The following is a 12,212-nucleotide window of genomic DNA, read 5'->3' as shown; positions in this document are numbered from 1 at the left end:
CGCAAGGTGCTGGTGAGGGCAGGTCAATCGGACGAGGGGCGAAGGAGTACGAGCGGATCGACGCCGAGCTTCCCTGCCAGGTCCTCAAGGGCCTGAAGCGACAGATTCCGCGTTCCACGCTCGATCCCGCCGACGTACGTCCTATGCCAGCCGAGTTGGTCGGCGAACTTTTCCTGGGAAAGGCCTTGCGCCTCGCGGTAACGCCGCAGGTTGTGCCCGAGGCGCTGTTGGAGGACATACATAGCGACGCCGACGCTTCCGCGGCGCTACTCTTAGGTCTACAGACTTATAAGTAGCGGAGGCGATGCGTGGGCTACCTGGAGTACCAAGTCGAGAAGGCCGCAGTGCGCAGCTTCGGGTGGTTCCTGAAGTTCCTGCTCGTCGGCGGGGCCGTGATCTTGTTCTTCGGGTGGCCCATTGCGGTCTTCGGGCCGAAGAGCGGTGCGCACTGGACCACCGGGCACGCCGTCCTGGCTGCGGTGGCCGAAATCGGTTGGCTCGCTCTGCTGATCGTCGGCTACACGTGGTGGCGAGGCGACCGTGAGCCGAAACAACCCGGCGCCAAGACCCGCCGCGGCGTTCCGGTAGCCGAGCGCACGCCTGCGCCGGTGCACGTCCGTAAGCCACTCAAGGAGCCGCTGTCGAAGGCGGGCGAGCCCACGTTTGCCCGAATTCAGTCTCTTTTCCAGGACCTCGTCATAGGGCAGGAAGAGTTTCGGGCAATGCTGGCCGAGGTGAGGGCGCTCGGCTCACAGGTGGATCTGCGTCACATCACATTGGCTGAGTACATCGAGGCGTGTGCGCAGGTCGTTGCTCCCTACGATCAGCGATCTGCCCCCACCGAGGTGTCGGCGCCCGCCCGTGGTGCGGATACGGATGTTGCCGCCTTGACTCAACTCGCGGACCTACATCAGCGCGGAATCCTTACGGACGACGAGTTCGCGGCGAAGAAGCGACAGGTGCTCAGGCTCGATGCCGCAGGAGTAGACGCGTGACGAATGACTGGTCGACGAGTGACAAGTTCACCACTAGTGACGACGACGTGGTCGGGATCGTTGTGCGACGTGCTGACGGTACTGAGGTCAATGTCGCTGACCACGACAGAGCGAGGCGGGCTCGGGCTTTCGCGCAGCAAGCCGCCGAGGCGGGCGACCTCACGGTGGATGACGACGAGGGCCTCCCTGCAAGTGGCGGTGGATGGTGCTTCTACGCCGCGTCGAACAGCGGTTCGGATCTCGATGGTTGTTTCATCGTCATCCGGTACAACGGCGAGACCGAGTGGTACTCCACCCCCCAGTACGCCGACGAGGTGTACCGCTCGGCGCCGGAGGACGAGTCATGACGGTCGAGGACCTCGATCCGATCGCCGCGGATCAGCGTGAGTTGTTCACTGCTGCCGCCAACGGGCACGCGGGCGCCGCCGCGGAACTTAGGCGACGGGCGGCGTCTGGAGATCCCTCGGCGCTCTTCAGCCTGGAGGTGCTGGGAATCTCTCGGGCCTAGTTTGCGGCGGAGAGCGCCGCTCCCAGTGCCGCGCCCGCGGCTTGTGCGCCGCGTTCGGTGCGAGTCACGTACACGTTCAGATGCACCGCCAATGTGTGGCCGAGGAGTGCCGCGGCATCTGCAGGAGCGACGCCGGCCAAGTGCATGATGCGCGCCACCGAGTGGCGAACGGTGTGGATGCCGATCCTGGGCACGTCTGCCTTCTCGCACAGCGCACGAAAGCGAGCGCTGTACACGTCCGGATACATCGCCTTGCCGAGCCGGTCCACCACGGCCAAGCGGCTGTCATTGGCATAAGTGCCCCTGAACTCGAGGGCGTCTTCGCGCTGTTGCCGGCGGAGACCCCGCAGCAGGCGGCTCGTGCCGGGATGGAGCTCGTCGACATAGACCGTCCGCTCGCTGGCTGCGCTCTTCGTGTCGTCTCGTGCAGTCTCGCCGCTGGCGACGACGACGCGCGACCAGCCGACGTGAACGGTGCCGACATCCAAGTCGATGTCGTCCCAGGAGAGCCCGAGGATCTCAGACCGACGGAGACCGCACAGCGTGAGGCGCCAGGCGGCGGCGTACTCGTCGTCATCGGCCGCGGCCCGGAAGGCCATCAGCTCATCGCGGTCCCAAGGAACGATCCGCTTTTGATCCCGCTTTGTTCGCCGAGGAGGCTTCACCCCGTCAGCCGCGTTCGAGCGCAGGGTGCCGGTCCGGACGCCGTAGTTGAGGACTTGCTTCAGCGTTCCGAGGGTGAGGGCGATCGTGCGCTGCGCATACGGCTGACCATCGCGGCCGGCGCTTCCCAACCAATCGACGAGATCCTCGACGTCCTTCGGCTGAAGGGATTGGGCAGGACGATTGCCGAGACGCGCGCGGACGGGGCCGAGGGCGTCGCGGTAGCCCCGGGCGGTCTTCGCCCGCACGTCCCGCCTCGACTGCACCCACTCCTCGCACAGTTCGTTGACGGTGGTCTTGGCGGGCTTGGTGAAGCTTCCGTTGGCGAGTTCCTCGCGCGTCTTCCGAACAAAGGCGCGGGCTTCAGGCAAGGAGGTGAAGTTCCTACTGACCTGCTTTCGCGGGACTCCCTTGGGTGCCGTGTCTATGACGACCCGGTACCGGGGGCCAGAAACTGCCTCGACCAGCCGGATCGGTTCGTGTGCCTTCGGTGTGAGTACGCGGGTCATGAGTAACTCCCTTCGAGGAGGTGAAGAGTCGCGAAGGGCCTCGGTTCGTGGACTGAGTGGTGAGCTGCGATCAACCGGTCTGCTCCGGGTTCTGCACGGATCGCCGACAGCTCAGGACGACCGCCGTTCGCGAGCGCGATTTTACCAGAAATGAGACTTATAAGTCTTCCGACAGGAAGTCGGACGACAGCGCTGCGAAAGGGCTGGTCAGAGCAGTGCGTAGCCTTCGGTGTCACGACCCTGAGCGTGCGAATGTCACCAGACATCGGACCAATCCCACTCTTCGGCCTCCACGTACGGGATGGGTGGAAGCGCCTTTGCGCCGGCCGCCAACTCCGGCGCATGCTTCTTCAGCCAACGTGCACTACGACGGTCGTCGCTCCGCAGCTTTGCTCGAATCTTCGTGTTGCGAAGCCACGGCGGTTCCCAGTGCTCGGCGCCGAAGCGCAGGTAGTGGTCAAACGCCGCGTCGGTCTTGATGACCATCGACGGAGCCCAACCGCCGTGGATGTGGCATAGGGGACTTCCTGCTTCCAACGAGAACGGCACCGGGTGACGGCCGCACCGCTTCCCGGTCTGCTTCGACCGTGCTTTGCAGGTGATCAGAGCCTTTGCCATCGGCTTGCTCCCTTCGCGTGTTGTTGACGAAATTGCGCGATTCAAGTCGCGTAGAGGCCCCGGTCCTCTTGGAACGGCGAATCACTCCATGGGGACAGGCGAAATAGCGGTGGTGTGCCGGGTGTGCTCGCCGATTGAAGGAGTTCTCGAAGTACGTGGTCTCGGAGAGGTTTCAATCCGAGCGAGCACACCCGGCACAGCCGTCAGCCCTGCGAGAGACGAACTCCGACCCAGGCCGCAATCGGGTTCCTGTTGCCGGCAAGCCGCTTGCGCTGCTCGACGAACTTCAGCCCTTCGGGCAGGCGCTCATGGCTGATCAGCCGCTTCTTCAGCATGGTCTGGCTGATCTCCGCGTGACCACGACCGGCGGCCCATGCGTTGTATGCCGCCGTCACCCGACTAAGTGCCACCCCTTCGCCAGGATCGGCGACCAGACAGTCAGCCGCGAACTGGCCGACGAGATCGGACTCGTCACGCCAGGCGTGCGTCTCCCGCAGGACCGGCGTAGGCGGTGCGGGCAGCCTCATTCCTGAGGCGAACCAGTTCATCGCGTGCTGGACCAGTTCAGCGACGACGGCCTCGCGCACGACCGTGCTGTTCAAGCGATGCCGAAGGTTGACGTCAATCGGCCGCGCCAAATCACCATGGACGTCCTCGTTCCCACCAAAAACGAATGGGAACTTGATCAGGAGCAGCCGCCGCCAGGTCCCACGATCGGAATCAGGAATCTCAGCCAGGTGGTTGGATGCGACCAAGATGGCGTGAGTCGGATCCCACACGATCGCAGACCGATACATGTGACGTCCGGTCATCTTCTCCGTCCCGACGAGGCGCTTGAGGCGAAGTGAATCGAGCCTTCCCTCGGCGGTTTCGTCGAGGAGCATGACGCGACGACCGAACAGATCCATGAAGACTTCAGGATGCTGCCCGCTGCTCGAGATCAGAATCTCCTGGCGAGCAACCCCAGCGAACTCGCCCAACGCTTCAATCACGGGCTTCATGAGGGTCGTCTTACCGTTGGCGCCACCGCCGACAAGGAAGATCAACCGGTCGTCGTCGGGCGGATAGCCCGTGACGGCCTGCCCCAAGCGCGCGAGCAGGTATTCGCGCTCCAGCTCGGGGAGCGCCTCCTTTGCCAACGCCCAGTCGGCGCTGGTTCCAGCGCTGGCCGGGTTGTAGTCGACCGCGGTGATGCGGGTGAATCCGTACTCGGGATCGTGCGGTTTGACCTCACCAGTACGAAGATCAACTACTCCGTTCTGTGCGTTCAGGAGATCGAGGTGGCGATCGAATGCCTCCTGCTCGCGCTCCACGTGACCCTGCATCAACGCCACGACTGCGTTGATACGCCCGCGTGCCTGGATGGCCCGAAGGGCGGCGAAACGGTCCTTCTCGATGAAGCCAGCGTTCACTTCCCGACCGAACCACTCCTGCACATGCCTGCGCACCGACTCGGTGACAGACGCGACATCGCAGGTGAGCCACTTCTTGCCGGTCCACTGCAACCAGCCCAGGCCGGAGTTCCATGCCACAGGCGATCCGAGGTCAGAGAGCTCACGGGCGATGCGCGGCGCGAGCGCGGCGTCCGTGAATTCACCGGGCTGCTGTCCGTCGGGCAGCGCCACTTCAATGTCCGGCAGCCGATACCTGTTCTCGCTCAAGGCCCGCAGTTGCGGGAGGTTGCCGTACTTCTGGATCGCCCCAAGAACCGCACGATCAAACTCGGCGACGGACCGTGCATCCGTCCAGCCACGCGCCCGATGCGCGGGAAGGGCCCGAATGAATTCCGACTTGATCTGTTCCAGCGCAGAGACGACACCGGGTTCGTTCTGTGCGGCCATCGCCACGAGCTTCGCCGTGACCGGAACCATCAGTTCATGAACCGAACCCCCTGTCGCGACTGACTGACGAAAGCCGGCTACGACGGCTTCGACGCGCGACGACTGCTTCCCGGGCCGCACCAATTCGACCCACTCCGACAGTGACGCCGACGAGTCGGCGGCGGCCGGCGGCCGGTCCGAGATACGTCCACGCGAGAGGTACTCGATCCACGGCTGCGGAAGGTCGGCGATCACCTTAGAGTCCGGCCCCACGTCGTACGCAGGCATCCCAGAGCGCTGGTCGTACGCGACGTAGGTGGTTGCGTCGATCGTCGACCCGGGTGCCAGGACGTAACTGACCCCACGCGAGCGGATGTCGATGTTAAACGACACGGTCCTGCCGTCGTACTTGTTCTGAACCGTGCTCAACCACCGGCGCCCGCCCGGCACCCGGAAGTACAGGTGCCCATGGACGTCGTCGGGGCTGTAGCGCGTCACCTTGTAGGTCCGCGGAAGGACACCCAGCGTCTTTTCGAGGATGGCCAAGTACTTGCCGCCGAGCTTCCCCTTCATGTTGTCGACGTCGATCACGATCAAGGTGTCGGCCAGACGCCTAGCAACATTGGCGGCTGATTCCTCAAACTCTTCACACCAGTCGTTCTCGCACCATGCGGCGAACTCCTCATCGGTCGCTGCAACGCCTGCGTGGCCGGTGCGACCGACCGCCGACGCGGTAGGAGACTTTCCGCCGGGCACGACAGGGATGACTTCCCACCCAAGCCCGCGGTCCCTCTCCGCAATCTTCCGCTTCGAGGTCATCCCTTCACCTCGATCGGATGGATCTCATCCCATGCCGCGTCCGTCATCTCGACAATCGAGTGGATTCCTTCGCACATGAACGAGTCGAGTTCGCCGTCGCAGTCACCGAACTCGATGACCATGCCTTCGAAACAACCGTCGTGGAACCAATAGCGGACGCCCTGAATTTTCCGGACATCGATCATCCGAGTGAGGCCGGACTCCTCATCGATGAAGACGAGGTCTCCCGAGCCGCGTTCTCCGGTGCCGTGCTCGATCGTGGTCACGCCGCACCGCCAGCATGCTGACGGGAGGCTTCGACCGCGGCCGAACCCCCGACGCGATGGGCATCAACGAAGGCATCGCAATCGCTGCGACGAACGAGGATCCGCCCTCCGCGTACGAACTGGGCGGCAGGGAGCACGCCCTCCCTGACGTACGCGCGCAGTACGGAGAGCGCGATGCCGAGATATGCCGCAGCCTGTGCGGGCGACAGGTATTCGCGTTCCTTGAACGCGAGAAGGTCGACGGAGTAGTCCATCTGGGGGTGCAGGTCCGTGCTGTCGGGTAGCAGCGCAATCCCTCGAACCAGCCGGAACCTGCGTCCCCTAACGGGAGCACATTGGAGAGGTGCGCTGCTGCCGCCAGCTTGTGCCTATCTTCGTCGGCTCATGTCGCCCACCCGGGCGACGTCCAACACGTCTTCGGCCTCGAACCAGCGTAGACAGAACCACTTGACTTTAACTCCGCACCAGGCGGAGCGTCGCTCACCCTCAGAGGATCTCAACCCGGGGCGCTTCAGCCCTGCTACAGCTTTGAAGCCCCACGCGACCGCGGCACTTCGGTGCTAACTCTAGCACCGACGTCGGCCGACCGGTTGTGCCAAGTACCGGACGGTGGTGTCCGTGCGAGGTAACGTGCGGCCATGCAGGCTGGTCACGGACTCCCGCCGGGCTGCCCGCCCTTAGGTCACGCCGCAGCGCAGGGGACCTTCTATCGCCTCACGAGTCCAGGTCTGTCCGTCGGGCAGGCAGCGGACGAAGGCTGGACTCTCCCTGTCGCCAACAAGACCAGCGCGGCGTACCAACAGCTGGATAACTGCTTCGCTTACGCGTACTCGGTGTTCCGTGACATTGAGGACTTGATTGCCGCACGAGAACTGATCGGCTGGGCGCGCAAGAAGACCATCGCTCGCGTTGACTTGAGCCCGCCGCTCGGACGGACGCTTCGAACGTGGAGCCCCATCGGGCCAAGCCACCACGATTGGTGGCCGTCGACAGACGACCTAGTGCCCCCGACCACGGTAGTAGCGGAGCAGGTCGCATGAACCTCGACGCCTCCGCAGCACTCCCGTACGGTCGTCTCGCCCTTGAGGAGGTGTTCTTCGAGCACGACGGGCCGAAGTTGTTCGGTCTCCGCTCTGCAGTTCTTGGGCTCCGCATCATTGCAATCTGCATCGACGAGGATGAACGCGAGAGCTCTCTCGCCTTCATCTACGTCGTCATGGGCGCTCGCCGCTACTTCGAGGTTCGAGCAGGGCACATGAGCCTTCGCGAGGCCATCTTCGCCGCTGATCGTGGGTGTCTTTGGCGCATCGAGCACTACTCCGGCGGGCGCTCAGACTCTGTGACAGCGCGGCTCATAACGGCTGAGGAGATCCCGGAGTCGGACCTCCCCGCCAGAGGCGCTCGATTGGCAATTCCCACCCCGACCGCTGCGGCTTTGGATCTGGGCGAACTGCGTGAGATTGCCGTCCAAGGCCTTCGCACTGTTGCCGCGATTGAGCTGGAGGCCTATTCGGAGAACGCAACCGAGTTCCCGCTTCGGTCCCTTGGTGTGGTCGGGGCTGCGCTCCAGGACTCGGTCGATTCATTGGCGCAGGAGCACCAGGGTCGTCCGACAGAGCGAGGGGCCATCTCCCCGGCAATCACGGAGCACGTTCAGATGTCAGTGATAGGCCTTCGCGCAGCTTCATTTGCCGTGGTGATTGGAGCAGATAAGCGCGGCGGGATGGTCGACAGCGGTCCTTTCGTTGAGGCCACGCTGAGCCGACTAACGACACTGGTAGGTCTCGGTGCCAACGCTGAGGAGCTAACTGCAGCACTGAGGCAGTACGGCGCGCGCGCCCGTAACAAATTCGCGAGCCTACTGCGCGCGGTTAACGGAGCTGGCAGCGGAATCGGCATCGTGACAGTGCCACAGAGTGGCCCAGCTTCTGCCGCAACGATGACGCCCCGACAAGTTGTGGCAGCGCTCACGGCAATCGACGCGGTGGAGCCTTCGGTTGAGGAGATTCCCGTGCGCCGAGGTGCGCTAATCGGGCTCAATACCCGACTGCACACCTTTGAATTGACTGATCTGGCGACAGCGCAACGGTACGCGGGCAAGGTCGCGCCCGCGGCCTACTCTCAGGTCGACGGCCTGCACGTCGGTCAGACCGCCTTTGTGTCCGCCACAGTTCGCGTCGAAATCGACTTTGCCGCCGACGACGCGGAGACGGGCCGGCGTTACACGCTGCTGGCAATTGCGGCGCTTGCCGAGTAGCTGTGGACTCCACGCCCGTGACACATCCGTGACGCCGCTTCGACACTTGCTGCAACCAGAGAGGCCCCTGTCCCGCGTTTCCGCAGGTCAGGGACCTCTTGTCTGGTGGCCAGGGGCGGGGTCGAACCGCCGACCTTCCGATTTTCAGTCGGACGCTCGTACCAACTGAGCTACCTGGCCGGACCGAGGGTGAACGTTACCGGACACCGTCCGTACGCGCCGAATCGTGCCCAATTGGGTACGCAGTCGGGCGCGGCCCTATTCTGATCCAGCCCTAGCCCCGTTCGTCTAGCGGCCTAGGACGCCGCCCTTTCACGGCGGTAGCACGGGTTCGAATCCCGTACGGGGTACGACGAGTTCAGTGACGGCCCGTCGATCTGCCGAAACGCAGATCGGCGGGCCTTCGTCGTTCGCACTCAGTCCACCGCGTAACCCCGGTGCCGACAAGGTCGTTCTCTTTGTGACAAAGGACACACGCACAACGACGTTCGCGACTAATGTCCATCAGAAGTGGTGCGGCCGTGACTGCCGTCCTTAACTGGGGGTTCGTATGGTGCAGAAGTTCGCTCGACTCGTCGGTCTCACCAACCTGGCCGCGGTCCTCGCGGCCGCATTCCTGCTGGCCACCTCCGGCGCGCCTTCTGTGGGTGGACTGACCCAGGCTGCCTATCAGGGGCCGGCTTCGACGGCCGCTTCGATCAGCAACGCACCCAGCTTCAAGTACGGCAGTTGCGTGCCGGTCCGCGTCGCCATCACGTCAGACGCCGGCACGCCGACCGGAACGGTCAAGTTCTCCATTGACGGCGTCGTCGTCGACACCCGGGCGTTGCCCAGCAGCGGGACCTTCACCGAGATGGTCGGGTGCTGTGGCTCGAGGCTCAGTGCGCCGCTGTCAGTGGGTACGCACCACTTCGCAGTCGACTTCATCCCGAGCGGCAACTGGGCCCCCTCCCACTCCACCGGGCAGGTCGTGATCCTGGCCAACAACGGCGTCCACCCCGTCTGCGGAGGGACACCGACATCCGGTCTGCCCCATGGCGTCGATGCCGGCCTGTCGACGTTCGGCACCATTGCCGGAGTAGACGTCAACACCCTGCGGATGATCGTGAGTGGCATCGCCGTCACGCTCGCTATGGGCGTCGTTGCGGTCTACCGTCGCCGCCGCACGGCGCAACCCGTACGCGTGCGCGAGTAACGCCGCCCGCTGGGACCGCACGGTCATCGACCGCGATTGGGTCGTCGACGCCGTGATCGGCTAAGGTTTCGGCGTTCCGCAAGGAGCACCACATTGGCCCCGTAGCTCAGTTGGTTAGAGCGCCGCCCTGTCACGGCGGAGGTCGCCGGTTCAAGTCCGGTCGGGGTCGCAGATGCGAAGAGCCCCTCCCGATTGGGAGGGGCTCTTCTGCTTGTCGTGCCGGATCAGTTGGACGAGGCTGCGAACGGGGCTGCCGCTCCGTAGATCTTGTACAGCGCGAACGGACCCGCGTACGCGGTGCTGCAGCGGTCCTCGAACAGCAGGGCTGCCCGGTTCGTACTCATCGAAGCGCCGTAGCCCAGCAGTTGGTCGCCCGGGGAGCCGTTGATCGGCGCACCCGCGACCTGCTGGATGCGCTGCACCATGCCGAGCTTCTGGTTCGGCGTGGCCTTGCGCCACCAGTCGCAGGTGAACTGGCTGAGTCGACCGGGCGTGTACTGCGGCGTGGCGGTCAGGACAGGTGACTGCAGCGTCATCGAGAGATCCTGCAGCGTTCCGAGCACCGAGGTGTAGAAGTCCGGCAGGCCGCCGCACAATCGCACAGCCAGACCTGCAGAGCAGATCTCTCCGTACTCCTGCGCCATCGCCGGGTTGGGCGCCTGGGCTGACGTGAACCGCGGGGACGCGCTGCTGACGGCCGGCTTGCTCGGCGTGGCCGTCCACGTGCAGATCGTCGAGTTCCCGTTCGGGTAACCGGACACCTGGAAGCCGGCCAGGCAGGAGACCAGTTCGACCTCGTTGGCGGCGTCGCCCAGGCCGATGCTGCTCGACGGGTTCGTACCGCCAGTGCAGTCCGGGAGTGAGGCCGGCGAGTTGTTCAGCGTCTTTCCGGGCGCTGCGTGGTTGCCGTACCAACAGTTGCCGGTGTTGCCGGCGAACGAGTCCCACCAGAAGTCCACGCCGTTCGGGCTCACCGCCCCGTGAGGTGTGACGCCCATGGTGTTGCCGTGGAAGACGTTGCGGTACGAGGTGGAGATCCCGAGGGGGTTGCAGCCCGGGACCGGGGTGCTCGAACCCACCGGCGGCGGACCACACACGGTGGCATCAGGGACCGCGAACAGCATGGCCCCGCGGCGCCAGTTGTTCCAGAAGTAGTTCCCCTCGACCGAGTTGTTGTTGCCACCGGCAAGCCACAGGCCGGTGCCGACCGGTGATCCGACGAACGGCTGGACGTCACTCGTGGGGGAGTAGACGTTGAAGTTGTTCGAGTAGAAGTTGTTGTTCCTGACGACGTTGCCGTGCTGGGGGAACCCGGGGTGGCCGGGTGCCGTGAACACGTCCGTGGTGTAGCCGAGAGCGTTGTCGTAGAAGTTGTTGTACTGCACCAGGGTGCCGTGGCTGTCGGTCCCCGAGAAGCCGCCGTCATTGTGGTGGCTGTCGCAGTACTGCACGGTCTGGCTGTAGCGGAAGACCGGGTAGAACGGCAGGTAGCGCTTGTCCGTGGAGTCGGCGCCGGCACCCGGGTAGATGCCCGAGTCGCCATTGCCCGCGGCGTCGCAGTTCTGGATCAACCCGTGGTCCTCGACGAAGGTCAGTACGCCGTACCCGCCGGCGTAGAACGTCTTGAACCGGTTGAACAGGTACCCGTCGGTCTCGAGGATGTAGACGTCGTGCTCACGTGCGTGCCGGAAGGTCATGTCCTGCATGACGAATCCGTCCGCACGGTCCACGAACAGGGCGACGTCCTTGGCGTGGCCTGCTGCGGAGGGGCCGCCGTTGCCAGCGGCCGCGTTGCCGGCCTCGACAATGACGTCATCTGCGCTGACGCCCGAGCCCTCGAGCTGCAGGTTGCAGCGGATGCAGGAGCCGACGTCAGGGATGCCGTGCCGGTTCACCAGCGGCGGCGAGGGCGGCGCGCCGGTGTCGAGGCCGCGGCCGATGACAGCGACCAGGTTGGCGTCGTTGGGGCAGTGCACCTGGTAGTCGTGGCTGAGTGCGCCGGGGTCACCGCCGTCGGACTTGACGGAGTATTTCGCGCACTGGGCGCTGTGATCCGGCACCTTGCGGGTGGTCGGCTCGGTGTAGAGACCCGGCATGACCACGACACGGTCGTTGTTGTGCGACGCATTCACCGCCGGCTGGATCTCGTGGAAGGTGCACGTGTGGAACAACGCCTGGTTCAGGCGCCACAGTGCCGTCGCCTGGGTGTTGGAGATGAAGCTGTGCACGGTCGGACGGTCGTAGTAGCCGTTGTGCAGAGCGTTGATGATCGCGGTGTGTGCACGGGTCAGGGAATCGTTGTGGCACACGACCCGGGTGGTGCTGTTGGAGGAGGGCTGGAGCGCCGAAGTCAGGCTGCGGGCTGTGGGCACCGCGCCGCCGGCGCACGGCGAGATCGAGCAGTCGGCCTTCGGGTTCGGCCAGTACGACGGCCGCTCGACGTGGGCCGATGCCGCGCCTGGTGTGAGCGCGGTGACGAGCGTTGCGATCGTGATCGCGAGGCCGTACGTCCCGAACTTCTTCCGCTTCCCTGAGAACTGGGCCACGAGGGTCCTCCTTCGT

At 64.6% G+C, this 12,212-nt stretch carries 12 protein-coding genes, 3 tRNA genes and 1 pseudogene; 7 read left to right on the top strand and 9 right to left on the bottom strand.

Annotated elements, in window-relative coordinates; all coding sequences use genetic code 11:
* Window positions 1-23: 23 nt before the first annotated feature.
* The gene (locus KCTC_RS07340; protein ID WP_125568174.1) at window positions 24-242 is read right to left on the bottom strand and encodes a helix-turn-helix domain-containing protein; all 219 of its coding nucleotides are present in this window, start codon (window positions 240-242) and stop codon (window positions 24-26) included.
* A gap of 66 nt (window positions 243-308) precedes the next feature.
* Here KCTC_RS07340 and KCTC_RS14890 point away from each other — a divergent pair, with 66 nt between their 5' ends.
* The 3 genes from KCTC_RS14890 to KCTC_RS14690 are packed head-to-tail and all read left to right on the top strand — an operon-like array spanning window position 309 to window position 1,503.
* The gene (locus tag KCTC_RS14890; RefSeq protein WP_197715154.1) at window positions 309-995 is read left to right on the top strand and encodes an SHOCT domain-containing protein; all 687 of its coding nucleotides are present in this window, start codon (window positions 309-311) and stop codon (window positions 993-995) included.
* Window positions 992-1,342, top strand: a complete 351-nt coding sequence (locus tag KCTC_RS07330; RefSeq protein WP_125568172.1) for a hypothetical protein — start codon at window positions 992-994, stop codon at window positions 1,340-1,342. Before KCTC_RS14890 ends, KCTC_RS07330 begins: the two co-directional genes overlap by 4 nt.
* Window positions 1,339-1,503 carry a hypothetical protein gene (locus KCTC_RS14690; RefSeq protein ID WP_164512521.1) on the top strand — a complete coding sequence of 55 codons (165 nt, stop codon included), beginning with the start codon at window positions 1,339-1,341 and terminating at the stop codon, window positions 1,501-1,503. Before KCTC_RS07330 ends, KCTC_RS14690 begins: the two co-directional genes overlap by 4 nt.
* Here KCTC_RS14690 and KCTC_RS07325 read toward each other — a convergent pair.
* The 6 genes and pseudogenes from KCTC_RS07325 to KCTC_RS07305 form a co-directional block, all read right to left on the bottom strand.
* Window positions 1,500-2,675, bottom strand: coding sequence for a site-specific integrase (locus KCTC_RS07325; protein WP_125568170.1), 1,176 nt, complete (start codon window positions 2,673-2,675; stop codon window positions 1,500-1,502). The two genes, KCTC_RS14690 and KCTC_RS07325, sit on opposite strands and share 4 nt — an antisense overlap.
* 255 nt (window positions 2,676-2,930) lie before the next feature.
* Complete coding sequence (locus KCTC_RS07320) at window positions 2,931-3,161, bottom strand: hypothetical protein (protein ID WP_125568168.1); 231 nt, start codon at window positions 3,159-3,161, stop codon at window positions 2,931-2,933.
* 335 nt (window positions 3,162-3,496) lie between these two features.
* A complete protein-coding gene (locus KCTC_RS07315) occupies window positions 3,497-5,134 on the bottom strand; it encodes a DNA primase family protein (RefSeq protein WP_231998631.1) in 1,638 nt (545 codons plus the stop codon).
* Window positions 5,135-5,419: 285 nt separating this feature from the next.
* Window positions 5,420-5,932: pseudogene (locus tag KCTC_RS15255) on the bottom strand (bifunctional DNA primase/polymerase); the annotation flags it as partial.
* The gene (locus KCTC_RS07310; RefSeq protein ID WP_125568164.1) at window positions 5,929-6,198 is read right to left on the bottom strand and encodes a hypothetical protein; all 270 of its coding nucleotides are present in this window, start codon (window positions 6,196-6,198) and stop codon (window positions 5,929-5,931) included. The pseudogene KCTC_RS15255 and the gene KCTC_RS07310, both read right to left, overlap by 4 nt.
* Window positions 6,195-6,452, bottom strand: a complete 258-nt coding sequence (locus tag KCTC_RS07305) for a helix-turn-helix domain-containing protein (protein ID WP_125568162.1) — start codon at window positions 6,450-6,452, stop codon at window positions 6,195-6,197. Before KCTC_RS07305 ends, KCTC_RS07310 begins: the two co-directional genes overlap by 4 nt.
* A 782-nt stretch (window positions 6,453-7,234) precedes the next feature.
* On the opposite strand from KCTC_RS07305, the gene KCTC_RS07300 reads away from it, so the two are divergent.
* Window positions 7,235-8,455, top strand: coding sequence for a DUF6575 domain-containing protein (locus tag KCTC_RS07300; RefSeq protein ID WP_125568160.1), 1,221 nt, complete (start codon window positions 7,235-7,237; stop codon window positions 8,453-8,455).
* 103 nt (window positions 8,456-8,558) lie between these two features.
* Here KCTC_RS07300 and KCTC_RS07295 read toward each other — a convergent pair.
* A tRNA-Phe gene (locus tag KCTC_RS07295) sits at window positions 8,559-8,635 on the bottom strand.
* 97 nt (window positions 8,636-8,732) lie between these two features.
* On the opposite strand from KCTC_RS07295, the gene KCTC_RS07290 reads away from it, so the two are divergent.
* The 3 genes from KCTC_RS07290 to KCTC_RS07280 all read left to right on the top strand — a co-directional run bounded on the left by KCTC_RS07290 (window position 8,733) and on the right by KCTC_RS07280 (window position 9,819).
* Window positions 8,733-8,805: transfer RNA gene (locus KCTC_RS07290), tRNA-Glu, on the top strand.
* Window positions 8,806-9,008: 203 nt separating this feature from the next.
* Complete coding sequence (locus KCTC_RS07285) at window positions 9,009-9,650, top strand: Ig-like domain-containing protein (RefSeq protein WP_164512520.1); 642 nt, start codon at window positions 9,009-9,011, stop codon at window positions 9,648-9,650.
* 95 nt (window positions 9,651-9,745) lie between these two features.
* Window positions 9,746-9,819: transfer RNA gene (locus KCTC_RS07280), tRNA-Asp, on the top strand.
* Between the two features lie 55 nt (window positions 9,820-9,874).
* On the opposite strand, the gene KCTC_RS07275 is transcribed toward KCTC_RS07280, so the two are convergent.
* On the bottom strand, window positions 9,875-12,196 hold the full coding sequence (locus KCTC_RS07275) for a right-handed parallel beta-helix repeat-containing protein (protein ID WP_125568156.1): 2,322 nt from the start codon (window positions 12,194-12,196) through the stop codon (window positions 9,875-9,877).
* Between the last annotated feature and the right edge of the window lie 16 nt (window positions 12,197-12,212).

The sequence above is a fragment of the Nocardioides baekrokdamisoli genome, assembly GCF_003945325.1.
Classification (GTDB): domain Bacteria; phylum Actinomycetota; class Actinomycetes; order Propionibacteriales; family Nocardioidaceae; genus Nocardioides; species Nocardioides baekrokdamisoli.
This window is presented reverse-complemented; position numbering and strand designations above follow the sequence as displayed.